This is a genomic window from Vibrio sp. 1078-1 (assembly GCF_033340475.1).
The window spans coordinates 387373-412839 of the sequence record NZ_JAWOWM010000001.1 but is presented as its reverse complement, the minus strand read 5'-3'; the positions used below and the strand labels follow the sequence as shown (position 1 = coordinate 412839).

Annotated in this window: 21 protein-coding genes; 10 read left to right on the top strand and 11 right to left on the bottom strand. The window is 44.7% G+C overall.

Annotated elements, in window-relative coordinates; translation table 11 throughout:
* Nucleotides 1-215 precede the first annotated feature (215 nt).
* The 5 genes from R7190_RS01860 (at nucleotide 216) to R7190_RS01840 (ending at nucleotide 5192) form a co-directional block, all read left to right on the top strand.
* Entirely contained in the window at nucleotides 216-596 is a 381-nt protein-coding gene (locus R7190_RS01860; RefSeq protein ID WP_064376388.1) for a DUF3302 domain-containing protein, read from the top strand.
* Nucleotides 596-1726, top strand: coding sequence for an HlyD family secretion protein (locus R7190_RS01855; protein ID WP_005375134.1), 1131 nt, complete (start codon nucleotides 596-598; stop codon nucleotides 1724-1726). Before R7190_RS01860 ends, R7190_RS01855 begins: the two co-directional genes overlap by 1 nt.
* 335 nt (nucleotides 1727-2061) lie before the next feature.
* Entirely contained in the window at nucleotides 2062-2610 is a 549-nt protein-coding gene (locus R7190_RS01850; protein ID WP_005375133.1) for an ECF-type riboflavin transporter substrate-binding protein, read from the top strand.
* Nucleotides 2611-2616: 6 nt separating this feature from the next.
* On the top strand, nucleotides 2617-4356 hold the full coding sequence (locus tag R7190_RS01845) for an ABC transporter ATP-binding protein (RefSeq protein ID WP_186585108.1): 1740 nt from the start codon (nucleotides 2617-2619) through the stop codon (nucleotides 4354-4356).
* A complete protein-coding gene (locus R7190_RS01840; RefSeq protein WP_005383942.1) occupies nucleotides 4353-5192 on the top strand; it encodes an energy-coupling factor transporter transmembrane component T family protein in 840 nt (279 codons plus the stop codon). The genes R7190_RS01845 and R7190_RS01840 overlap by 4 nt, the downstream gene beginning before the upstream one ends.
* Before the next feature lie 122 nt (nucleotides 5193-5314).
* Here R7190_RS01840 and R7190_RS01835 read toward each other — a convergent pair whose 3' ends face one another.
* From R7190_RS01835 to napG, 4 genes are all read right to left on the bottom strand, one after another.
* Nucleotides 5315-5596, bottom strand: a complete 282-nt coding sequence (locus R7190_RS01835; protein ID WP_025768568.1) for a YrhK family protein — start codon at nucleotides 5594-5596, stop codon at nucleotides 5315-5317.
* Between the two features lie 206 nt (nucleotides 5597-5802).
* Complete coding sequence (locus tag R7190_RS01830; protein ID WP_005375129.1) at nucleotides 5803-6984, bottom strand: MFS transporter; 1182 nt, start codon at nucleotides 6982-6984, stop codon at nucleotides 5803-5805.
* Nucleotides 6985-7183: 199 nt separating this feature from the next.
* Entirely contained in the window at nucleotides 7184-8038 is an 855-nt protein-coding gene (gene napH / locus R7190_RS01825) for a quinol dehydrogenase ferredoxin subunit NapH (protein WP_053350046.1), read from the bottom strand.
* Entirely contained in the window at nucleotides 8038-8808 is a 771-nt protein-coding gene (napG, locus tag R7190_RS01820; protein ID WP_005383947.1) for a ferredoxin-type protein NapG, read from the bottom strand. The genes napH and napG overlap by 1 nt, the downstream gene beginning before the upstream one ends.
* 395 nt (nucleotides 8809-9203) lie before the next feature.
* Here napG and R7190_RS01815 point away from each other — a divergent pair, with 395 nt between their 5' ends.
* Nucleotides 9204-9704 (top strand): GNAT family N-acetyltransferase, encoded by a 501-nt coding sequence (locus tag R7190_RS01815; RefSeq protein ID WP_017820512.1) that lies wholly within the window; start codon nucleotides 9204-9206, stop codon nucleotides 9702-9704.
* A gap of 46 nt (nucleotides 9705-9750) precedes the next feature.
* Here the strand turns inward: R7190_RS01815 and R7190_RS01810 are convergent, their stop codons facing one another.
* Both R7190_RS01810 and R7190_RS01805 read right to left on the bottom strand, forming a co-directional pair.
* Nucleotides 9751-10728 carry a phosphotransferase gene (locus tag R7190_RS01810; RefSeq protein ID WP_132936476.1) on the bottom strand — a complete coding sequence of 326 codons (978 nt, stop codon included), beginning with the start codon at nucleotides 10726-10728 and terminating at the stop codon, nucleotides 9751-9753.
* Nucleotides 10725-11000 carry a GNAT family N-acetyltransferase gene (locus R7190_RS01805; protein ID WP_005375124.1) on the bottom strand — a complete coding sequence of 92 codons (276 nt, stop codon included), beginning with the start codon at nucleotides 10998-11000 and terminating at the stop codon, nucleotides 10725-10727. Before R7190_RS01805 ends, R7190_RS01810 begins: the two co-directional genes overlap by 4 nt.
* Before the next feature lie 127 nt (nucleotides 11001-11127).
* Between R7190_RS01805 and R7190_RS01800 the strand changes: the two genes are divergently transcribed.
* Entirely contained in the window at nucleotides 11128-11874 is a 747-nt protein-coding gene (locus R7190_RS01800; RefSeq protein WP_042521645.1) for a flagellar brake protein, read from the top strand.
* A 124-nt stretch (nucleotides 11875-11998) separates the two neighbouring features.
* Here R7190_RS01800 and R7190_RS01795 read toward each other — a convergent pair whose 3' ends face one another.
* From R7190_RS01795 to R7190_RS01785, 3 genes are all read right to left on the bottom strand, one after another.
* Nucleotides 11999-12958 carry a porin gene (locus R7190_RS01795; RefSeq protein WP_064354918.1) on the bottom strand — a complete coding sequence of 320 codons (960 nt, stop codon included), beginning with the start codon at nucleotides 12956-12958 and terminating at the stop codon, nucleotides 11999-12001.
* 397 nt (nucleotides 12959-13355) lie between these two features.
* Nucleotides 13356-14984, bottom strand: a complete 1629-nt coding sequence (locus R7190_RS01790; protein ID WP_005375120.1) for a methyl-accepting chemotaxis protein — start codon at nucleotides 14982-14984, stop codon at nucleotides 13356-13358.
* Between the two features lie 293 nt (nucleotides 14985-15277).
* Nucleotides 15278-17638 carry a Lon protease family protein gene (locus tag R7190_RS01785; protein WP_042521651.1) on the bottom strand — a complete coding sequence of 787 codons (2361 nt, stop codon included), beginning with the start codon at nucleotides 17636-17638 and terminating at the stop codon, nucleotides 15278-15280.
* 187 nt (nucleotides 17639-17825) lie between these two features.
* On the opposite strand from R7190_RS01785, the gene R7190_RS01780 reads away from it, so the two are divergent.
* Both R7190_RS01780 and R7190_RS01775 read left to right on the top strand, forming a co-directional pair.
* Complete coding sequence (locus R7190_RS01780; RefSeq protein WP_017635485.1) at nucleotides 17826-18323, top strand: hypothetical protein; 498 nt, start codon at nucleotides 17826-17828, stop codon at nucleotides 18321-18323.
* A gap of 85 nt (nucleotides 18324-18408) precedes the next feature.
* Entirely contained in the window at nucleotides 18409-20040 is a 1632-nt protein-coding gene (locus R7190_RS01775; protein WP_186585106.1) for an ABC transporter ATP-binding protein, read from the top strand.
* 242 nt (nucleotides 20041-20282) lie between these two features.
* Here R7190_RS01775 and R7190_RS01770 read toward each other — a convergent pair whose 3' ends face one another.
* Together R7190_RS01770 and R7190_RS01765 are read right to left on the bottom strand one after the other, a co-directional pair.
* Nucleotides 20283-22316: a prolyl oligopeptidase family serine peptidase gene (locus R7190_RS01770; protein ID WP_318137504.1), complete on the bottom strand. Its 2034-nt coding sequence runs from the start codon at nucleotides 22314-22316 to the stop codon at nucleotides 20283-20285.
* A gap of 120 nt (nucleotides 22317-22436) precedes the next feature.
* Nucleotides 22437-23336, bottom strand: a complete 900-nt coding sequence (locus tag R7190_RS01765) for a LysR family transcriptional regulator (protein WP_186585104.1) — start codon at nucleotides 23334-23336, stop codon at nucleotides 22437-22439.
* A gap of 162 nt (nucleotides 23337-23498) precedes the next feature.
* On the opposite strand from R7190_RS01765, the gene R7190_RS01760 reads away from it, so the two are divergent.
* Entirely contained in the window at nucleotides 23499-25190 is a 1692-nt protein-coding gene (locus R7190_RS01760; protein ID WP_005375111.1) for an L-lactate permease, read from the top strand.
* Nucleotides 25191-25467 lie beyond the last annotated feature (277 nt).

The window sequence follows — 25467 nt, the reverse complement described above, 5'->3', positions numbered from 1 at the left end:
AGTATACTTTTTACTTATCCTTCCTATATCACTTCACTGCTTGTTTAAATAAGTACTCAGCAACACCTTAACTGCCAATAAACATCAGTGGATACTTACATCGCATAAACATAATTCCTACATAAAAACCGCTTGATTCATCTGTAGTTAAGACAAATACTTAAATTGTTAATTTACGTAGATTTTCCATTTCGCAATACGCACAGGTAGGTAAGATGTTTCTAGACTATTTTGCACTTGGGTTACTCATCTTCGTTGCTTTAGTGATCTTTTACGGAATCATTGTCATCCATGATATTCCATATGAAATCGCCAAAGAGAGAGAGCACCCGCACCAAGACGCAATTCACTACGCTGGCTGGGTCAGCCTTTTCACTTTGCATGCGCTGTGGCCATTTTTATGGATCTGGGCAACATTATGGCGCAAGGAACGCGGCTGGGGTTTTAAACAACTAGAACAAGAAACACACGACATTCATCACCGCCTTGAAGAACTCATCGATGAAGTCAACGAACTCAAAAACCAAGTATCGATGTTGAAACAACAAAAGATTCAGCAAAAGCCTTTGCCTGAACAAAGTAAAGAGGACGAATAATGGACTTATTGCTGATTCTGACTTACGCCGCTCTTTGTATTGCCATTTTTAAAATTTTCAATATTCCTCTAAACAAATGGACCGTTCCAACCGCCGTACTTGGCGGCGTAGTGTTAGTGGGCACACTCGTGCTGCTTATGAACTACAACCACCCATTTACTCAATTGGGTAACCAAGTGTTCCCAACTACGCCTATCGTCTCTGGCGTGCGTGGCCGCGTGGTGGAAGTGCCAGTCCAAGCCAACCAACCGCTCAAAACGGGCGATATTCTTTTCAAAATCGATCCTGTGCCTTTTGAAGCAGAAGTTGCTCGCCTTGAAGCGAAAGTCAAAGAAGCAAGCCAAGGTGCGTTGGGTTTAGAGTCTGATCTAAGAGAAGCAGAAGCTGCTGTATTGAAAGCGCAAGCGGACAGAGATAAAGCACAAAGGGAGTTTAGCCGATATCAAAGGGGCTTTGATCGTGGCGCGTTTACTGAACAAGATTTAGATACTCGACGCCAAGCGTATAAAGCGGCAGAAGCCATGTTAGACGTTGCGATTTTGCAACAAGAACAAGCGCAAATCGCTCTGGACTCTGAAATCGGAGGCGAAAATACCCAAGTCGCGCAACTTCTTGCCGAGCTGCGTAAAGCAGAGTTTAACCTAGAGCAAACCGTCGTTCGTGCGCCAACCGATGGTTACGTTACGCAATTGGCTTTGCGTCCTGGTGTTATGGCTGTGCCGTTGCCACTTGCCCCGGCAATGACCTTCGTACATACCGAAGACATTACGTACACCGCGGCATTCAGACAGAACTCATTACAACGCTTGAAGCCAGGCTTTGAAGCAGAATTTATGTTCCGCGCAATTCCGGGCAAAGTGTTCCGTGGCGAAGTCATTGACGTGATTCCAGCCATTGGTGAAAGCCAAATTCAAGCGCGAGGCGCTCTGCTTGGGACTGATGCCTTGCGCACGAGCGGACGTGTTTTTGCGAAGCTGAAAATTACCGACGACTTGAGTGGATACCACCTACCAATGGGTACTGCGGTTGAAGTTGCAGTTTATTCAGACAGCTTTACTCACGTATCAGTGATGCGCAAAGTGCTTATTCGTATGAAGAGCTGGCAGAACTATTTATACCTCGACCATTAATGAACATATAGCGCATTCATTTATTGGTAAAAATAACATCAAACCGTGTAATCAGGGGCTGACGATCAGCCCCTGATTCATTCTAGCCATCCAGATAGATAGCATTCCCACTTTTATTAATATTCTGTATAATGCGCGCCTTATTTTTAATGCTTGCTAAAACCAAAGCCAGTCAAAGGGATGCGTGAATCAAATCACACATTTCCTGAAGAAAAATAGAGCAAACAATAAGCAGCTTGGTTGTTTTGAATATATGTTACACAATCAAATAACTAACGCTTTCCAACAATATAAATGAACGTTCTTTAAAATCGACTATTGAACTGAGGTTATCTATGAATCTTTCCGCTAAAACTGTTGTGGTTATTGCAATCGGTGCTGCTCTTTACGGTATCGGCGGCTTACCTATGTTTGGCATCCCTGTGTTTGCAAACACAACGCTAAAACCAGCAATGGCAGTATTAGCATTGTTCTCAGTACTATTTGGACCACTTGTTGGCTTCTTGGTTGGTTTTATTGGTCACTGGGTTACTGACCTATTTGCAGGTTGGGGCGTATGGCTCACTTGGGTACTTGGTTCAGGTATTGTTGGTTTGATTATCGGTCTATTCCCTTCTCTAACGCGCTACCGTTTGGAGAAAGGTGATTTCAATATGAAAGACTTCGCGTTATTCGTAGTACTTGCGCTATTAGGCAACGTATTTGGTTACGGTTGCTCTGCATTCCTCGACACGATTTTATACGCAGAACCGTTCACTAAAGTGTTTACCCAGCTTTCTATTATCGCGATCGGTAACACCATTCTTATTGCTATTGTTGGCTTCTTCATTCTTAAGTCTGTCGCTAAACGTAACAAGCAAAGCCGTAACTTAACAGAGGCTTAATGTCGAATGACAATCGAATTTTCTAACTTCTCTTTTAGATATGAGTCGCTGGACAAACCGACGCTAAAAAATATCAATCTAAGGATAGAGAAAGGAGAGAAAATCGTCATTATCGGTCCAAGTGGTAGTGGTAAATCTACTCTTGGGCAATGTCTTAACGGACTGATCCCACACGCAATCAAAGGGGAAACCAGTGGAACATTGACCATCAATGGTCAAGACACCGCCCCTTTCGACATGCACCAATACACTGAGCAAGTTGGCACCGTACTCCAAGATACGGACAGCCAATTTGTCGGTTTGAGCATTGGCGAAGACATTGCATTTGCGCTGGAAAACCAGCTAACTTCAAATATCGACATGTACCCATTGGTCAAAGCCACGGCCAAAATGGTCGACTTGGAACAGATGTTAGATCGCTCTCCCCACGATTTATCTGGCGGGCAGAAACAGCGTGTTTCTTTGGCGGGCATTCTCGTCGATGACGTCGATATCCTTTTGTTTGATGAACCACTAGCTGCGCTTGACCCTAAAACGGGTAAAAAAACCATCGAGATCATCGATGATCTACACCGCGAAACGGACAAAACCATAGTAATCATTGAGCATCGTCTTGAAGACGTTCTGCATTGCTCAGTTGACCGTATTATCTTGATGGAAAGCGGCGAAATCATTACCGATACAACGCCAGATGAAATTTTAGCGTCGCCTCTACTAGAAGATTACGGCATCCGCGAACCGCTTTATATTTCAGCACTGAAAGAAGCAGGCTGCGCGATTGAGGGCGATGCAAAACCTTCTAGCTTAACTACCTTACCGTTGGAGCAATATAAACCAGCGGTACAAGCATGGTTTGATGGTTCAACAGCACAACCACCTAAAACGCCAGCCGAGACTTTGCTTGAAGTCCGTGGCCTCACCTATTCTTACGACGGTGAGAAAAACGCGTTAGAAGACGTGAGTTTTGACATTAAGTGTGGCGAGTTTGTCTCTGTACTTGGCAAAAATGGCTCGGGTAAATCGACCATCACCAAACTGATTATGGGCGTTATTGAAGCGGATAGCGGCTCAATGAGCATGAATGGTCAAGATCTTAACGAACTGACCATCTTCGAGCGTAGCCAGAAAGTGGGTGTGGTGATGCAAAACCCGAATCACATGATTTCCCATCACATGATTTTCGACGAAGTGGCCTTCGGCCTCCGTAATCGTGGCGTTGAAGAGAAACAAATCGACGCTAAAGTACTTGAAGTCCTAGAGCTGTGCGGTTTGAGCAAATACCGTCACTGGCCAATCGAAGCATTGAGCTACGGCCAGAAAAAGCGCGTAACCATTGCGTCAATTTTGGTCTTGGAACCAGAGCTTCTGATCCTTGATGAACCGACGGCAGGTCAGGACTATCGAAACTACACGTCTATGCTGAGTTTCATCGAAAAGCTCAATCGCGAGTTGGGCGTAACCGTAATGATCATCTCTCATGACATGCATTTAGTGTTGGAATACACCTCGCGCTCTATCGTGATTGCAGACAGTAAATTAGTCGCGGATGCACCAATGACGCAGGTATTCAGCAGTCCAGAGCTACTAGACCAAGCAAACCTCACTACCACAAGTTTGTTTGAGTTGGCTACGAAAGTTGGTATCGAGGACACCAATGGCTTTATGCAGCACTTTATCAATGTAGAAAAAGCGCACCGCCAACAAAAAAGCGACGACGTAAACCAACTAGAGAAAGCGGTGGCATGAAAGACAATAAGATGAAGTTTGGTATCAACTACATCGATACCCAATCGCCACTTCATAAGTTGAATGGCATTACTAAGTTCTTGCTTTTCATTGCTTGGGTAACGGTGGTATTGACCACATTTGACTTGCGAATCATCGCGCTGTTGATCGTGCTGGGTTTGGGCTTATTGAAAATGACCAAAGTGCCCTTTCATGTCTACAAACCGCTGTTATTCGGTACAGGTACGGTATTACTGATCAATGCCCTGTTTATGTTCGCGTTAGCACCGCAACAAGGTACTGAGTTCATGGGTTCATCAACGGTTTTACTCTCGTTACCCGGTAATTACTCGCTCACTCAAGAGACATTGTTTTACCTAGTAACAGTGACGTTGAAGTACTTCAGCATGTTCCCAATCGCATTGGTGTTTGTATTTACCACTCATCCGACAGAGTTTTCAGCCAGCTTGAACCGTTTAGGTGTGCCTTACAAAATCGCCTATGCCGTAAGCTTAACGCTGCGCTACTTGCCGGAAGTGAAAAAGGACTTTGTTAACATCATGCACGCGCAACAAGCACGCGGAGTAGAACTGAGCAAGAAGGCTCCGTTGTTCAATCGTATGAAGAACGTCGCGAAGATTCTTGGACCTCTGATTTTCTCTAGTTTAGACAGAGCCGATCAAATCTCAAACGCGATGACGCTACGTGGTTTTGGCCGCCACTCCTCTCGCACTTGGTACAGCTTAAAACCACTGACCAAAGCCGATATGATCTGCATGGCTGGGATTGCGGTGATAGTGATTGCTGCGATCAGCAAGCGTGTGATGGACACACAACTGTTCTGGTATCCGTTTTAAATTCTGAAGCTTCAAACTGAACATAACGTGGTTAGTGTTGTGACCACGTTATCTTCCGTCTTTCCCCTCGATAACTCACCTGTTGGCTTCTTGCTTGCGAGTGTTCAAAAGAAGCGGTAATTTCAGCGGCTCGCTGATGTGCCAGAAAGTTGCTTATTTAAACGACCAACATGAACTAAACTCATCAGTTTTATCAGGGGCTTAATGATCAACTGCGCACTGCCTACAATGAAAAGCCAAGTACCACTTTCAATCAACGAATCATTCAAAAAGAAAAAGCTACCAATTAAAAACCAAATAGCAATGAGTAGGTCGTTTGCAGCACCTAACGCCTCATAGCGGCGCTGAATAACGATGTGACGGCTTCCTAGATCTAAATCCAACTCTCTGCCATGTATCTGCACTGTATAGCTCCCCTCTTATTGTTTCGCGTCAGTTACGCCCAAGTTATTTCGAAATACTTAGTTCTAAACCCTAACGGACGTGGCATGCATTGACAACCATTGGAGGGATTATCTATTTGCAATAAAAAGAAAAGGGCGCATAAGCACCCTTTTTAGCGAGTCTAATTACAGGTATTCGCTTTAATGATTAGATAGTGAGTACCAACTTAACTCCACTTCAACAAGCGAGTTTCGTTGCCTTCTTCCGGCTTCGCTGGAATATTGAGTGACAACAGCAAGCTCACTGCTGCCATACCAGCGCCGATGTAAAATACGCTAGCAGGTGAAACCAGCCAAATCACACCAAACGTAACAGGTATTACAACCGCCGCAATATGGTTAATCGTAAACGCAACGCCCGCGGTCGACGCCATATCTGCTGGGTCGGCAATTTTCTGGAAGTAGGTTTTAATCGCAAGCGCTAACGCGAAAAATAGATGATCGACAACATACAATGCTGCCGCCCACTCAGCCGTTTGCACCAAACCGTACCCGACAAACACGAAGATCAAACCGACGTATTCAAACATCAACGCTTTGCGCTCACCTACAACGCCGATAAAACGGCCTATTCGCTTCGCAAACAAGAAGTTAAAGACATAGTTAATCAGGAACAGCAACGTAATATCTGCGGCGGAGTAACCAAACTTTTCTACCATCAAGAAACCAGCGAACACCGTAAAAATTTGACGGCGTGCTCCACTCATAAACGTAAGCGCATAGTATAACCAGTAACGTTTACGCAGGATGAGCTTCTTGTTCTGAGGCACTTTTGTCTTAAATTGTGGGAAGGCAAATGCCATCACCAAAATGAGCACAAAACCTAAACCACCAGCCATTAAATAGACCGTTTTAAAATCAAGTTTGAGCTGTTCGAGCGAAACCCAAATGGCGCCGTAGGTAAACAGAGAAGCCAAAGCTCCAACAGAAATAAACTTACCCAGCATTTCTGGCGCTTCTTCTTTAGATAGCCATTGTAAAGACAAAGACTGCTTGAGTGTTTCAAAGTAATGGAAGCCGGTGGACATTAACAAGGTTGTAAAAAGTAGACCGTACAAAGTGGGAAAATAACCTGTTAATGCCGTACCAAGCGTAAGCATCGCCAAAGATACGAGCATAAAGCGTTGCTCTCGGATAAACAGCAATACAAACACGGCGGTAAAGGCCAAAAAACCCGGAATTTCGCGCACACTTTGCAATAGGCCTATGTCGGCACCATCAAAGTTTGCTTTCTCTATAACAAAGTTGTTCAACAACGCCATCCAGGTAGAAAAAGCAATGGGCACGATAATGGAAATTAACAGGAGGAAATTTTGCGGCGTTCTCCAGCCGTGCGATGAGGTAGTCATGATGTTTCCTTTAAATATGAAGGCATCATCATAGCTTTAAATGTAACAAATTCGCAATATCATTATTATTTTCAACCCAGAGCAAGCTGATATGGCTGAGGAATATTGTTATGAAGATAAACATCGCACTCAATTCCTTGGCTAAGCGCGATGTTCAAGTATCAAGAGAACTAAAGCATGAGTAAATGTGCTCAGTGGCTTAATCAATGACTTTTACTGATAGGCGATTTTTAAATTCAAACACATGTTCTGGACACACATCCAAACAACGGCCACAGCTAATGCAGTTTTGATCCATAACTCGACGATCTCCCTCTTTCAAAGGCTGCCGAAGCACTTCTGGTTCTGGGCAAATGTAAAAGCAATCCATGCATTTGGTGCAATCTTCGCGCCGAACAGCAGTAACGCGCAACAGGCTTTTTCGGCCTATCACGCCATAGGTAGCCCCCAGTGGACATAAGTGCCCACACCACCCATGCTCAACCAAGAGTAAATCCAACACAAACACTAGGGCGATTAGCACCCAACCTGCGCCCATACCAAACACCAACCCGCGATGCAGTGCCGCAACTGGATCTAACCATGTCCAAAGAATCGCGCCAGATAGCGCACTGCCCAACATCAAAACAGGGATCAGCCAATAACGAATCATGGGAGACCAACGATAGCTCGCTTTAATGTTGAACTTTCGACGCAACCACGCCGCCAAGTCTGTCACGATGTTCAACGGGCACACCCAAGCACAAAATGCGCGCGGCGCCAAAATCGCGTAAAACGCAACGACAATCACTACGCCTAACAACGCATTAAACTCCGGAACATGCCCTGTCGCCAAAGCTTGAAGCACAATTAACGGGTCACTTAACGGCACGGTATCGAGCAACATACTTGATGACAGATTACCAGTTAGAATTCCCAGCGTCGGCCCAGCCATAAACAGCGCAATGATGGTGAACTGACATAGCCGACGTAAAATCAAAAACCGATGCGCGCGCCACCAACCAAGCTTTTCAAGCGCTTCTTTGCCAGCATTTTGAGCTAAATTCTTTGCCATTACTTACCTCCTTTTAGCGATTCAAGCGCACCTTCCGGTACAGGCGTCTCACTAGGGAGGATATTTTCGAGTGGTTTGTCGATCTCTTTCCAACCAAAATTGTAGTGGCTGCCCACTTTGCCTTTCGCCAAATCCGTCGGGACGACTTTAATAGCAGCGACATCCAACACGCACGCTTGTTCACACTTACCGCATCCGGTACACACTTCGGAATTCACTGTTGGGATAAGTTTGGCGTGATAACCGGTTCGGTCGTTGTGAACCATCTCTAATGTGATGGCTTCATCAATCAGCGGACAAACGCGATAACAAACGTCGCATCGTAACCCTTGCCAGTTAAGGCAAGTTTCATGGTCAATAAGAACCGCTGTACCCATTCGAGCATCATCAATATCGGTTAGTTTCGGATCCAGCGCCCCACTCGGACAAGCGACAACACAAGGAATGTCTTCGCACATTTCGCAGGGAATATCGCGTGCAGTAAAGTAAGGTGAGCCAGTCGCGACGGGTGAAAGTAATGTCGCAAGTTTCAAGGTATCGTAAGGACATGCCTGAACACACAAGCCACATCGAATACAAGCTGATTCGAAATCGCCTTCCGGCAGTGCACCAGGCGGACGAATAGGCACACCTTTGGTTTCTCGAGCTTGGCTTTGTAGCGATTGTAAGCCCAATACACACGCAGCTGCGCCAACACCAGCCGCAGTTCGAGCTGTATCACGCAAAAATCGGCGCCGACTTTGCGATATTTTAGACTGAGAGGATTTCATGCTATTTCCTCAACAAAACTCCCTTATCAAGTTAAGCATAAATAGCCCTAAACGTGTCGTTTCCCTATACCTCATAGGAGGTAACCCCATCCTCTATTGATTCAAGTCAACTGACGCACAGTGCCGTCGTCACAGTTTGACTAAATGCGTTTATTTACTGCGACATGAAATTCACCACGATACTCTGCAGTACGCGCCATTCTCAGTACAATAATTCAACACCTTTGCAATCTACTCGCTCAATTCGATGATAAATCACTACTAAAAATTCAAAAAATGACATCATAACAAGCTAATTTAAAAGGCATTTATCCATTAAACATAAAAAAACACTATCCAAATAAGAAAACTGTGGTTAGATTAAAAATTAAAACTAAAAAGCGAAGGAGAGAGGCATGGAAATTATCGTACGTCCAACGACCGTCGAAGACGCAGCGGCACTCGTAGAAATCTATTCACAACCAAAAGCACAACGTGAAACCCTGCAACTCCCAAAGCCTTCGCTCGCGATGTGGGTGGAAAGATTGTCAAACATACCTGATGGTGTTTATAGCTATGTCGCTGAAATTGATGGTAAAGTCGTCGGAAATATTGGCTTTCACCACTCTCTACGTCCAAGAACGATGCACACGGCATCGTTTGGCATCGGAGTACATGATAGTTTCCACGGACTCGGTATTGGTAGCAAATTGATAGAAACAGTCACTGAACTAGCAGATAACTGGTTAAATGTGAGAAGAATTCAGATAGAGGTCAATGCCGATAACGACGCCGCCATTGGGCTTTATAAAAAGCATGGATTTCAAATTGAGGGTGAAGCGATTGACGGTTCCTTCCGTGATGGTGAATTCATCAATACCTATTACATGGCGCGCATCAGACCAGGCCAAAGATAAAACAAAGCCTCCTACTAATTGGAGGCTTTTCTTTTTAAACTTCGACTCACTTTCGTAAGTAAGCCAACGCTCTGCGAGTCAATGCTTCTGTGTAGGGATTGATCTTCCAGTGGTCGGGACTCCAACCTTTCACAAATCGCTGAAAGTCTGCCCAAGCCACAGCAAACAAAGGACGCCACTCACGCTCGACTTCATTAGGGTCAAGATTCGGTTGATAGACAATTAGCGCGTGTTGCAACTGAGCAAAATACGTATCCAAAACCCAAACTTCCATCTCTGCACAACGTTCTGGCTTAACGGCGCTACTCATAAACAGTGCCACATCTTTCATTGCACACCCACATCCAACGTATTGAAAGTCAACCGCAACAACGCTTGATTCTTCTTCATCAAAACAGAAGTTCGCCAATTTGGCATCACCGTGTACTAGTGTTTTAAACTTAGCTTGCGAAAGCGTTTGATCAATCAATTGAGCCGCATTTTGTAGCTCAGTGTCTTGCAATGCTTCAAGCTCGTCGGGTCTGGTTGCTAAGTGCCAGTATGTTCCGGTATGCCACAACTTATCCGAACGAACATCGATGTATCGCGCATGAAAGTTCGCCAACCAAGTGAGGCAGGCTTGTAGATGCTCTAGCTGTGCATCTGTGATGACTTTTGGAAAGCCCACCTCGGCGAGATCTTCCATCACAATGAGCCATTCATTCTCCGATTGGAACGTTTTTAGACCTTGTGGTACTCGGCAGCGAGTATCCACCCCTCCGGAAAAATACTCATACCAATTCACTTCCACCTGATAAGAGTGCAACTTTCTTTGATGAGAACGGTCCGTATTCCAGCCTCTAGGATGCTCTGAAGGCTTAGGGAGTTTTACATGCTTAATGATCACTGAACCAGTAGAATAAGTAACTCGGACTAACTCCCCATAGCCTCCCCATAGCGATTGTATGACTTCTACAGAGCGGTAATTACCGAGATTGAGTTCCTGGCCAATATTTTGGTAGCGTTGGTGGTTGTTACTCATCATGTGAGCAGATGTGACCACGTTTGGTTCTTCTCCATGTAGTGAATAACATATGGGCAAACTGGTTTGATTTGATAACCGAGTGACTCAATTTCTGGCAACACCGCTTCCATCATCACTTTTCCGTACCCCTTACCTCGCAGTGCTTCAGGAACAACCGTTGATGTAATGTGCATGACATTACCCTTAAGCTGATAAATCACCTTGGCTTTATAACCCTGCTCTAAATCAACCCAGAATGTACTATTCGTGGTCTCATGAGTTACTTTATGCATATCTTGCTCTCTAATTTTTGTTACAGATTGATTGAATCAAACTATATCACTGAATAAAATCGATACCATGCGAGAGTGCTGCTTCGCCTCACGCGATTACCTTCTTACATCAGGTACGACAATTATAATGAGAAATATGAGCCCAATTGCCAGAGACGGCAAGCTACCTCTGCAAAGCAAGAAGGCACCAGAACGTCAGGCAAGTACATTAAATAGCACCGATGCAATGGCAATGGTCGAACACGGCAGTGAAGTGAGCTTAAACGTCACCACCCCCGTTGGTACAAAGTTTATTACAACCAGCACATTTGTTGGCTGTCACTCAAATAATACTGCATTGATAGAGGTTCCGAACATCTCCGATGAAGACTTGAAGTTCTATTTTCAGGAAGGCTTTTGGATCAATGTAAAAGCCTACTCTCATCGAGGTGAAGGGGCCGTTATCCCATTTCGGGCCCAATTGCAGCATCGACTAGGCGATCCGTACCCAATTTTGGTGCTAGACCTACCCAACACTATGCAGGTCTTTCAGCTTCGCAAAGAAGTGCGTTACGAAGTAAATTTGAGAGCGCGTGTTTGTTTAGAAGCCTATCGAACTGAATGCGAAATAAGAGATTTATCTCGTAGTGGCTGTCGTTTTGTAACATCACCGATGAGCCGACCACTTCAGGTTGGTGACCACGTTTCATTGGATCTAACGATGCCCGGAGAAAGTCGTATGCTAGCGCCGTTGCGAGGTCGTATTTGTAATTTACAAAAATCAACGCACTATGCTCGCTACGGAATGGAGTTTGATGAGGTTGGTAAAAACAACGCTAAAAACCTCCTCAGTCACCTCAAATTTGATGGTACTAAGCTCACACTAAAAAGATAGATTTGATCACCCCTATCGCTTATCAAGAAGCTTTGAAGTGCTAGAAAACAAGAAACCCCTTACTTTTCAGTAAGGGGTTTTTATTTACTAAGAATAAGGCAGTATCTTAGATAAGAGTCATGACTTAGAAGTCGTAACGTAGACCTAGCGCTAGCTCATCTTTTTCAGCCGCGCCTTCGTTATCCATTAGATCGAAGTTGTATGATGCGTAGCCACGGAAGTTAGGCTTGAAGTAGTAAGTTACATCAACAGCTAGGTTTTCTACAGTATCTGCGTCTTCTAGTTCACCTTTGTTGAACGTAGAAGTGAATACAGTTTGACCCATAGTGTAAGCAGCGGCTAGTTCGTAGCCTTTGTAATCAAAAGTCTTACCTGCAACATCCATATCCGCGCCAGTGTAGTTACCAGCGAAGTAGAAGTCACCTACAGAGTATGCAGCTACCAGCATGAACTCATCGCTGTCGTTTTGATCTGCGTAACCAGCACCTAGTTCAAAACCAGTGTTAGCAAACGCGTAAACACCAGATAGAGAGAAGCCATCTTCCTCGTTGTCTGTAAAGCCTTGTGCATCTGTTGTGCGATCAGCAAAACGGTAGCTAGCGCGTACAGCTAGTTGCTCGAATTGGCCTTTGTAAGACAGCATGTTATCTGTACGGTCAGAAACAGGCAGTTTAAGTGCTGCTGTGTTACCGTGGTAAGCCATAATGTCAGTAAAGTCAGTAAGAACCACTAGTGCGCCGTCGTTTTTACCGTAAGTTACTTCACCGTATTTGCCACCCAGACCTGCATAAGCGTAACGAGTTTCAAGATCACTATTGTTATCTACGGCACCTTCTTCTTTTGTTTTGAACTCACCTTCCCAAAAACCAACGCCGTATAGGTTTTCATTGATTTCCTGTTTGCCTAGGAAGTTAAGACGGATGCGAGTACGGTCTTCTGCCTTACCATCCATCATAGAAAGACGCGCTTCAGCGCGGCCGCCCATCTCAAGAGAAGTGCCATCTTGGTTGTATAGTTCTGAAGCGACAACTTGAGATCCTGATGCCATTAGCGCCACTGCTACAGCTAAAGTTTTTAATTTCATTGTTATTTTCCATATCATTGTTTTATATGTGTTTTCTCACCAGAAAAACAGGACTTTTCTGTACCAACGAGAAAACTGGCGGCATAGTAGCAGCTGTTATTTTTCACGCAACGTGTTGAATAAACAGCACTTATAGAAGAAAACACCACTTAAAATGACGATATGAATACCTCTCAACCATCAAGTTATCGGTTGAGTTAAAAAAAATGTTCGCGTCAAAAAAAAATTGACGAAAAAAATGTAAAAACAATATCACAAAACGTGATATTGCCCGCAAAAAAATCTTGTTAACTGACTGTTTTAGATAGACTTATTGATAATAAATCCGATTATTACAAACAAAAAAATCCCTGAGCATTCACTCAGGGATTTAGAGATTTGATAAGTAGATGATGAATTAAAGCTTAAAGAAACTTAATTGCTCTTTCTGCTTCTCTGCAAGTAATGAAAGCTCAGTACTCGCACTTGCACTTTGGCTGATGCCCGCTACGTTTTGGTTTACAAGCTCCGACATGTTAACCACGTTGCGATTGATATCTTGAGTAACTTGAGACTGCTCTTCGGCTGCGGTTGCTACTTGCGTGTTTGAATCGTTGATGTTGGCGACCGACTCGGTAATTCCAACCAACGCTTCATTCGCTTGTTGCGTCAGCTCGTTGTTGCGGCTAAGCATATCAAGGCTGACTTGCATACTGTCATTCGCCAGCCCAGACTGCGCTTGAAGCTCTTCAATGATCGTTTGGATCTCTTGTGTCGAGTCTTGAGTACGAGCTGCTAGCATGCGTACTTCATCAGCTACTACCGCAAAACCACGACCAGATTCTCCAGCTCGCGCCGCTTCAATCGCAGCATTCAATGCTAGCAAGTTGGTCTGCTCAGATACGCCGCGAATCACTTCAATAACATCGTTGATCTGTACAGATTGCTCTTTTAGACGCAAAACAACTTGCGCTGCATCGTTCAATGCTTGAGACATTTGCGCACTTGCTTCCGCACTTTCTTGGAAGATGGCCAAACCTGATTGAGCAAGTCCATCAGCTTCACGCGCAGTTGCGTCAGCAGAGGTCGCGTTATCACTCACATTATTCGCAGTGCTTGCAAGCTCATTAACCGCAGATGCAACTTGCTCGATCTCCGCCAACTCTTGTTGAGCGTTCGCTTCCGCTTGCGTCATTACCGCAGCTAATTCGGTCGATGCAGATGCAACTTCCTCACTAATACGGGTTAACTGGTCCACAGTGTTGTATAACTGCTCTGCGGTTTGGTTTACATCTTTGCTCAGCTTAGAGATCTCATTGTCCCCATCGACATCTGCACGTACTGATAGATTACCCATTGCTAACTGACGCATCACTTCTTGCAGCTTTTGGATTGGTGTAACAATCATGCCAGATAGGAACCAAGCGCCTATCAATGAGAAAGCAAATACCGCTAAAACCGTCAACATAGCGTTATTTTGCACACGTTCATTTTGCTGATGACTTCTGATAGTAGATTGTTCAGCTTGCTCGTTTACATGCTTTGATAGTGTGTTAATTTGTTGGACCATTTCTCGGCCAACATTGCGATACTCTTTGACAAATGCACGGTACTCGCTATCCGATTTCAAACCTTGATCGTATTGGTTGAAGAAAGCAACTGAGCGCTCTGAATATCGCACATAGGATTCAATTGCTTGGCGAACTTTAACGGCATCGTCACGGAATAGATTTCGGGCTTCAATTGCACTTAAATCGGCATCAACTTGCTTTAAGCCTTCTTTCAATTCGGTTAGAAAATTCTCACGACGAGAAGCATCGTAAATAGCGTAAACCGCGCTTATGCGCAGAGGGTAAATTTGGTCGTCAATACTCGCCAATGTGTCTTTGTGAAAAACCAAAGATTCTTGGTTGGAAGCAATAACATCTTGCTCTGCTTGAAGATTGTTTTTAGTAATCCAAAGAGCAATAAACAAAACAATCGCGGTAAATAATACCGGAACCAAAATTTGCGTTCGTACTGACAAATTTTTCAGTGATAACTGCATGACAGGGCCTCAGTTGTATGCGTGATGTCTATATCCAAACAAACTCGAGCTGTGCTTATAACAACGTTACTTTTCGGCAGTTTGAATATCTATGCTTCCTTGCGACGGGATAAATCCCAGACGAATAAACAAGTGGCGAATATTAGAGGTCGATCACACTTTTGTCTAGTACAAAAACTCTCCATTTTCAATCTGTTATTGACAATATCCCGACAGTAGCGTCGGGATATTGTCGTTATGATAAATTATGATCACTTATGATGAGATACATTCACATTTAGGACGGTTTCAGCCTATTTTCTCAACGAATTGAGCTTAGCTTGAGCAAGGCCAAAAATGGTATCGATTGGATAAGAACCTTCATCAGTTGGCTCACCAGCAACTTTCCCCGTAAACAATTCGATAGCTTCAGTAACATGGCCAATCGCCCAAATATTAAACTCACCTTTTTCGACTGCTTTCACGATGTCGGAACGAAGCATTAGATTGTGAACATTAGAGCGCGGAATAATGACCCCTTGCCCGTCATGACGACCTTTAATTACACACACATCATAAAAGCCTTCGATCTTTTCGTTTACGCCACCAATAGGCTGAGCTTGACCAAATTGATTCATCGACCCTGTTATCGCAATGTCTTGTCGGTTTGGTTGCTTTGAAAAAGCAGACACAACCGCACATAACTCAGCCATGCTGGCACTATCACCATCAACACCACCATAAGATTGCTCAAAGGTAATGGTGGTCGTTAATGGCACTCGTGCCGTTTTACCAAATACGGAAGATAAGTAGGCAGACAAAATCATCACGCCCTTAGAGTGAATACTGCCACCCAAATCCACGCTGCGCTCGATATCGATAACATCCCCATCACCGTAACACGTCGTCGCTGTGATGCGATTCGGTGCACCAAACATGTAGTCACTAGTGCTCAATACCGAAAGTGCGTTGACTTGGCCTACGGCTTCTCCTTCGGTGCGAATCAGCGTTGTGCCGTTAATAAAGGTTTCCATTACGTTATCGCGTAATCGGCTTACTCGCATTTCTTGGTTATTGAGCGCCTCTTCAACATGCCCAATACGAATCATGTTGGAGTTGGCTTGACGAGCTACGTAGTTCGACTCTCGAAGCAAGTTGGCGATATTAGCCGAATGTAGAGATAGCTTGGATTGGTCGCCAGACAAACGTGAGCTGTATTCGATGATTCGAGCAATGGCTTTGCGATCGCAATGCAGCATATTGTTGTCATGCACCACGCTAGAGATAAAGCGCGCGTAATGCAGCTCAGACTCCGGCGTACGTTTCATTTCGTCTTCGAAATCTGCCGTCACGCGGAACAACTCGCTGAACTCTGGATCGTAATGTTGGAGTAATTGGTAAGTTCGGTAATCACCAAATAAGATGATTTTGATATCAAGCGGAATCGGTTCAGGATCGAGTGATACCGCCCCCGTCAATGTGACTTCTTTTTCTAGAGACGTAAAACTCAATTGACGAGCACGCAATGCGCGCTTCAAACCATCCCAAACGTAAGGCTGTTCAAGTACTTTCTGAGCATCCATTAATAGAACGCCGCCATTCGCCTTATGCAAGCTCCCTGCGCGAATCAGCGAGAAGTCGGTAAACACCGTTCCCTTGAAAGTGGCAGTCTCAATCGACCCGAAGAGTGAATGATAGTTGGGGTTTTCTTCAACAACGATAGGAAATTCGCTGCTTTTACGGCTTACCAAGACGTTCACTTTATAACGACGTGGCAATTTTTTATCCAAGGATGCCGTCGCAATTTCGCCTTGCTCGCCACTTTGGTCAAGGAAGATATCTGCGTTTTCAACAATATCTTTTTGCAGCTCAGTTAAGTAGGTTTTGATTTCGGAATATTGCGCGTAATCCACTTTGAGTTTTTTGATGAAGTGAGTAATCACATCAAGTGTCACTTCATCATTGAGCTTTTTGATTTTATCGCTGTATGTCTCTTCCCACTCCGTAAGCTCACGAACCATCGAGCGCAATCTCACTTCGAGTTCATCAATAGCATCGCTGAATTGCTCTTGTTCTTTTTTGCTTAGTACATCAAAAGACTCTTCCGTATGAAGCTCATCACCGTTCATGGCGACAAACTGATAATCCCCCTGCGTAGTCAGTGTTAGGCTGATGCCCTTTTCTTTTGCCTCTCGACTAATACGATCCAGCTCGTTTTGTTGCTTAGCTGCCAATTGATTTTTTAATCGCTCAGCGCGGCTAAAGTACATTTCATTGTCGAATGCTAGGGGTAAAGCATTCAATAATTTGCCCATTAAAGCTTCAATATCAACACGTAGCTTATTTCCGATACCACAAGGCAACTTTAATACCTTTGGTGTACGGGTATCCTCAAAGTTCGCAACGTAACACCAATCAAACAGGGCTGCTGCATCGTGCTGGTGACGATTCAGATAGCGCAAGATCATGGTGCGTTTACCTAGCCCATTCTGACCAATGGCGTAGATGTTATACCCTTTCTCTTTGATGGACATCGCAAACTCGACCGCTTTTTGCGCGCGCTCTTGGCCCACGATTTCATCAATTGGAGGTAACTCCTTGGTCGACTTACATGGCATATTCTCTAGATCTGCTACAGAATATAGCTGCTTAGCTTCCAATCTTAGTATTGCCATATCCACTTCCTTTTTTCTTATTTTCGTTATTTGAGTGTAGAGATTATTTGCTTAATTTTAAGTGATTTACCTTCCACCCTAGATTGATTGGACATTTTATGAACACATAAGTGATATTAACACGCACTTGCAATTGATAATCAATTTCATTTAATATCTAAACAAATCAAATGTTGTGGAGATGGATATGAATATTGAGCAATGCTGGATGCGCTACTTAAAAGCGGAGCAACTGATGGAACAAGGCCATTGGCCAGAAGCTCATCGTTTATATGACGACGTGCTCAACAATCTACCCAACCACATTCATTTAGCGCTAGAAAATGCACAAACTAAACCTTGCCAGTTTGTATGTCTCATTACGGGGCTTAGAGATGCCAGCGTGACGCAATCAGAGATTCTCAACAAACTCGGCTTACAACATGATGCGTTCTCAATACTCAATCAAACTTACGCGCTATTTCAATTTTTGCAGCTAGAGAGCCATGAACTGATTGAGCGCGTAGGTCACCTACTTGGTCAACAGAGCGAAGACTTGTTAGCTCACATGGCGGCATTTTGCTCTGCCCAACGTAATGCTCAATGGATGATAGAACTCGAGCACGTAACGCGCGCGCATGAGCAGTTCTTACATTTGCAAGCAATGAGTTCGGCAAAAGCTTCGCCTTCTCACCTGTATAATTAATCTAAAGCTCAAGCATTGAGGCCAGCTAGGTTTGTACTGTCCATTGCTTGAGTATCATTTGCTTTATCAACCACAAGGATCTGTGATGTCTTCTAAAACCATTCTTTCGGTGAACAACCTATCAGTCAGCTTTACGACAAACGATGGGATCGTCGATGCAGTAAAGAATGTTAGCTTCGATTTAAAAGCAGGCGAGACGCTGTCCATCGTTGGCGAATCTGGCTCTGGCAAGTCAGTATCAACCAATGCACTGATGAAACTACTGCCAGACAACGCTATTTTTCATGAAAGCTCATCCATCATGTTTGAGGGTAGCTCCATCTTGGATAAAACAGAGCGTGAAATGCAAAGTATTCGCGGTGATCGCATTGGCATGATTTTTCAAGAGCCGATGACCTCACTAAACCCGTACATGCGGGTGGGTATCCAAGTCGCTGAGGCCATCATGTGTCACCGCCCGGTCGACAGACGAACAGCAAAAGCAAAGGTGTTAGAGCTGTTTGAATTGGTTCATATGCCAAACCCAGAAAAAGCGTACAACAAGTACCCACACGAATTTTCTGGTGGTCAATTGCAACGCATCATGATTGCGATGGCACTGATTAACGAGCCCGATATTTTGATCGCCGACGAACCTACAACAGCGTTGGATGTCACGGTTCAAGCAGAAGTGTTGCACCTGATTAAAGAAATTCAGGCTCAGATGGGCATGGCAATCCTATTTATTACTCATGACTTAGGCGTCGTAAAACACTTTGCAGACCGTGTCATTGTGATGTGTAAAGGAGAAGTCGTCGAAGAAGGCGAAACGCAAACACTCTTCGAGGACCCAAAGCACGAATACACACGTATGCTAATCAACTCGATTCCTAAAGGCAGTAAGGAGCCTATTAGCGAAAGTGCTACACAGCTTTTAAAGGCCGACGATATACGAGTCAAATTCTTGGTAAAGTCGCATTTTATTGCGAGCAAGAATGAGTACTTCGAAGCGGTAAAAGGCATTTCTCTTGAGCTTAAACAAGGAGAGACCCTCGGGATCGTTGGGGAGTCCGGTTCAGGTAAGTCTACACTCGGCCGAGCTTTGATAGGTCTACTGCCCTCAACTGGCAAAATAGAATATAAAGGCCAAGATATGGCCTTGCTGACAAACAAAGAACGTTTTGAGCTGAAAAAAGACGTTCAGATGGTATTCCAAGACCCTTATGGTTCGCTTTCTCCTCGTATGACTATCGGCGAGATCATCACAGAAGGATTAACTGTCCACCAACCAATGTTGAGTAAAAAAGAACGTATGCAGAAAGCACGCGACGTGCTCCGTGAGGTCCGCTTAGATCCCGCGTCCATCAACCGTTATCCGCACGAGTTTTCAGGAGGCCAGCGTCAGCGTATTGCTATCGCGCGAGCACTGATCCTTGAACCTTCGTTTATTCTGCTTGATGAGCCAACCTCTGCATTAGACCGCTCGGTGCAACTGACAGTGATTGACCTTCTGAAAGATTTGCAGAAAAAACACAATATTGGCTACTTGTTTATTAGCCACGATCTATCAGTAGTTAAAGCACTCTCTGATCGTGTTCTAGTCATGCAAAAGGGCGAGGTCATGGAACAAGGTACGGCCGAAAAGATTTTCCAAAACCCTAAAAATGACTACACGAAAAAACTGATAGATGCCTCATTTGATCTTGAAAACAGTGAAAATCAGCACAATGCGGCTTAGGTTCATCACAGTTTCATATTCATAAACTAGGATTAAGAAAAGGTGATAAATTCATCTTGTCTTAAGAATGGCGTAGCTGCCTTTCGGTTTGGCCGCCGAGACTGGTTGGTTCAAGGGTCAGACTTAGTCAACCTGGCTCAAATACTGGCAAACAGTATGAATTGAGTTCCCCCAACCATGAAAAATGCCGCGACACTGTCGCGGCATTTTTTTATTCTCAGAAGTTTCTAACAACTAGGGCATTAAATCGACTCAATACCCATATTATGTAACGTAAATGCATACACGTCTGTGGTGAGGTCAATTTGCTTACTCAGCGGCATTCCTGCACCATGACCGGCATTAACATCAATGCGTATCAATACTGGATTAGCGCCTTGCTGTTTGTCTTGCAGCTCCGCAATAAATTTGTACGAATGTGCTGGCACAACTCGGTCGTCGTGATCAGCAGTTGTCACCAAGGTAGCAGGATATTGCACGCCTTCTTTTACATTGTGAACAGGAGAGTAACCAAGCAAGTATTGGAACATCGCTTCACTTTGCTCCGACGTGCCATAGTCATACTTCCAGCCTTCTCCAGAAGTAAACGTGTGATAACGCAGCATATCAAGCACGCCAACCGCAGGCAGCGCGACTTTGAATAGTTCAGGGCGTTGCGTCATACACGCTCCAACTAACAAACCACCATTAGAACCACCGCGAATCGCTAGGCGATCCGAGCTAGTGTAGTCGTTTTCAATCAGGTATTCCGCCGCCGCAATAAAGTCATCAAACACGTTTTGCTTTTGCTGCTGAGTGCCTGCGTTGTGCCAGGCTTTACCGTATTCACCGCCGCCTCGCATGTTGGCGACAGCATATATACCCCCCAACTCTAGCCAGTTGGCTACATTGCCAGAAAACATTGGAGTAAGGCTGATGTTAAAACCGCCGTAACCATACAACATGGTTGGTGCTCTACCATCAAGTGCAATGCCCTTCTTGTATGAGATGATCATCGGAACTTGCGTGCCGTCTTTTGAGGTGTAAAACACCTGTTTTGATTCATACTCATTACGATCGAACGGTGCCTTTGATTCCTGAAACAGTGTCGATTCACCAGATTCGACATCAAATGAGAAAATCGTCGGAGGCGTCACGTAGTTAGTGAATGTGTAATAAAGTGTGGTTTCTTCTTTTTTACCCGCCAGACCATAAGCCGTGCCTTCTCCCGGCAATTGTACATCTCGAATCCACTCACCTTGGTAGTTAAACTGCTGCACTTTAGAAAGCACATCTACCATATAAGTCGCAAACAGATAACCGCCACCTTTGCTGATTTCTAACGGCTGTTCTTGTTCAGCAATCACGTCAGCCCATTGTTCTGTCTGAGTGTTGTAGCTGACAACTTTGCCATTCGGCGCGTCTAGGTTGGTGTAAAGCAGCAAGGTTGCGTCTTGGCTATCAATTAAGTAGGTGTCTCCTTGCGTTGTCTCGCGCAGCGTCACAATTGCCTGTAACTCAGACTGTAAATCAATATAAAACAGACGATTACCCGATGTAGATTCTGCGCCAGAGATAATGAGGAAGCGATCATCTGTCGTCGTCGTACCAGACACATAACGATGAACTTGCGTATCCAACTCACCGAAAATCACTTTATCTTCAGATTGAGGTGTACCAAGTTCATGATAATAAAGCTTGTGATGCTCAGTTCGAGCAGACAACTCGCTGCCTTGCGGCTTATCGTAGCTTGAGTAATAGAAGCCTTTGCTGCCCAGCCAAGAAATCGACGTAAACTTCGCATCAACAATCTCAGGCTCTAGCTGTTCTTTGGTTTCCGTATCAATGACAAAGATCTTACGCCAATCACTGCCCCCTTCCGAGATGGAATACGCGACCAAACGGTAGTCTTTAGAGAAGCTGACTTCGCCAAGAGAGGTCGTGCCCTCTTCGAAGAAAGTATTTGGATCAAGGAAAACCTCGGCTTCTCCCTCGCCTTTACGTCGATACAATACGCTTTGGTTTTGCAAACCGTCGTTTTTGTAGAAGTAGGTGTAGTCACCACGAACAAATGGCTGGGAATATTTTTCGTAGTTTTGACTCTTCGCCACTAAGTCACGGATTTGTTGGCGGTACGGTATCTGACCAAGGAAATCGAAGGTGACCGAATTTTGACCCGAAACCCATTGAGCGGTTTCTTCACTGCGATCATCTTCTAACCAGCGATAAGGGTCGGTAATGTCGTGACCAAAATAAGTGTCCACGACAGAATCTTTACGTGTTTTTGGGTAATGCATAACGTCCGTGTTACTCCGTTGTTTTTATTAAGTTGTTTATCTTCAATCGTTTTATTGCGGTGATTACCTTAGAGCACCCTATTTTGATTTCAACGACATTGTTTTAAATCTATGAAGAACCTAGAAATAATGAGATATCGTTAAGTATCGGTCACGAATGTGCTCAATAAGCAGCTTCACTTTGTTCGGTGGTTGACGAGTAAACGGATACACCGCGTAGATACCCAACTTTTTACCTACTAATTCAGGAAAAATATCCACCAGTTGACCATTACGAATATCGTGATACACCAAACAGCGCGGGACGTAAGCAATACCATGGCCGCCCAGAGCGGCTTTACGTAATGCGGTCGCGTTATCAGTAGAAAAGCAGCCCGATACTTTGACGATGTAATTGCCACCTTCTCCTTTAAACTCCCAATCCGTTGCACCTGTGGTTTGGTAAGCGTATTGCAGACAATTGTGCGTGGTGAGATCAATCGGCTCGATCGGTTTCCCATTTTTCGCAATATAAGAAGGTGACGCGCATACCACCCATTGGGAATCGAGAATATGTCGTGCGATCAAACTAGAGTCGGCTAAGTAGCCAGTTCGAATGACTAAATCGTAACCATCAGCCACTAAATCGACAAAGCGATTATCCAATGACATGTCCACGGTCAGACCCGGATGAAGGTTACAAAATTCGGCAACAGCATCAGCAAGTATCAAATCTCCAGAGATACACGGCACGGACATTTTTATATGACCGCTCACATTCTCTCCAAAGCCTGCAACAGCATCCATAGCCTCCTGAGTGGCCTGCTTCACATTTTTAGCACTGTGGAGTAACACCTTACCTGCCTCGGTCAAGGTTAATTTGCGCGTTGTTCGATATAATAGCTGAGCCCCTATTTCTTCCTCCAACCTCGCCATTCTTTTGCTAACTACCGAATTTGTAAGGTTATTTGCCTCTGCAACCTTACTAAAGCTACCAAGTTCGATTACTTGAGAAAATAGGATTAAGTCGTCTGCTCTCATACCATTATGTCACTTTTGGAATTAATTATTTTCATTATTTCCCTATATCAACAAAAAATAAAGGAGTAAATTCACGCCAAATTAACAAAACCATTACAACAAAAAGTCACCTCTACAGCGGATTGACACCGTTCGAGAAGTCAGCGTACGAAGGATGTACAAATGAGTGAAACCCTACTTGCCCTAGTGGCATTTTCGCCAATTGTTGTTGCCGCCATCTTATTGGTTGGTCTCAACTGGCCTGCTAAAAAAGCCATGCCTGTCGCGTTCGGTCTAACCGTCGCTATCGCACTTATGTTTTGGGATATGTCAGCCAATCGCGTACTGGCTTCCGTATTCCAAGGACTCGGCATTACTGTCTCTGTTCTATGGATCGTGTTTGGTGCCATCTTCTTGCTCAACACTTTAAAACACACTGGAGCGATCACCACAATCCGTAATGGATTTACCGATATTTCGGCTGACCGCCGTGTACAAGCCATCATCATTGCTTGGTGCTTTGGCTCGTTCATTGAAGGCGCATCTGGGTTCGGTACCCCGGCAGCAATCGCTGCACCACTACTGGTTGCAATCGGCTTCCCTGCGCTAGCCGCTGTCCTAATGGGCATGATGATTCAGTCTACGCCTGTTTCATTCGGCGCGGTAGGCACGCCTATCATCGTAGGTGTAAACAAAGGTTTAGACACCCATAACATCAGTGAGTCGTTGGCCGCACAAGGTGCAACGTGGGAAATGTACCTGCAAGATATCACAGCACACGTTGCTGTCATTCACGCAGTCGTAGGTACGATGATCCCGGTATTAATGGCGATGATGTTAACACGTTTCTTCGGCAAGAACAGAAGCTGGAGTGAAGGCCTGGATATTCTACCATTTGCGTTATTCGCTGGTGTCTCTTTCACCGTTCCATACGCGTTAACCGGCGTATTCTTGGGCGCAGAGTTCCCTTCACTTATCGGTGGTTTGGTTGGTCTGTCTATCGTTGTTACCGCAGCGAAAAAAGGCTTCTTAGTACCAAAGACTAAGTGGGATTTCGAAAGCGAAGACAAATGGCCTGCAGAGTGGTTAGGTTCGCTAAAAGTCGATCTAAACGACAATCCGGGCAAGCCAATGAGCATCGTAAAAGCTTGGGTTCCATATGTAATGCTGGCAGTTATTCTCGTCGCAAGCCGCGTAAGCCCAGAACTGAAAGGCTTTGTACAAAGCGTAAGTTTGTCGTTCAGCAACATTCTTGGTGAGACTGGCGTTAGCGCTGCGATTCAGCCGTTATACCTTCCTGGTGGCATTCTGGTGTTTGTCGCACTACTTGCTGCAATGTTACAAAGCGGCAGCGTAAAGCCATTGCGTGAAGCATTTGGCGAGTCAAGCAAAACACTGATTGGGGCGGGTTTTGTCTTGGTATTTACCATTCCGATGGTTCGTATCTTTATCAACTCAGGCATCAACGGTGCTGACCTAGCAAGTATGCCCGTCACAACCGCAAACTTCGCCTCTGACCTTGTTGGTTCTGCGTTCCCAGCGCTGAGTGCCACCGTTGGTGCACTGGGTGCGTTCATCGCTGGCTCAAACACGGTATCAAATATGATGTTCAGCCAGTTCCAATTCGAAGTGGCACAAACGTTGTCTATTTCGAGTGTGATTGTTGTATCACTCCAGGCCGTCGGTGCTGCTGCAGGTAACATGATTGCGATTCACAACGTTGTTGCCGCATCAGCCACGGTAGGTTTGCTTGGTCGTGAAGGCGCAACATTGCGTAAAACGATTATCCCTACGTTCTACTACATTGTAATGACAGGCATTATTGGATTGGTTCTGATTTATGGCTTCCAAATGACAGATGTCTTGATGAAGTAACGCGAAACGCAGGGTTTACAGCCCTGCCTAATTTGACACAGCTGTCTGCACTACTACCCCGACATGTTGATTTAGCTTGCTACATCAATTCCCCCGACAGCTGTGTCACCCTTTCCAGTTTGCATAACTGATTGAGTGATTTAATAAAATTTTTCAACCAATTATGTAAATGGGTTACCAACATCACCGATTCAAACGTAAGTGAACCATAGGTAACTATACTCATTTTGATGTCTTCACTGCTTTGCGATGAAGGCTCAACGAAAGAGCAAATTGC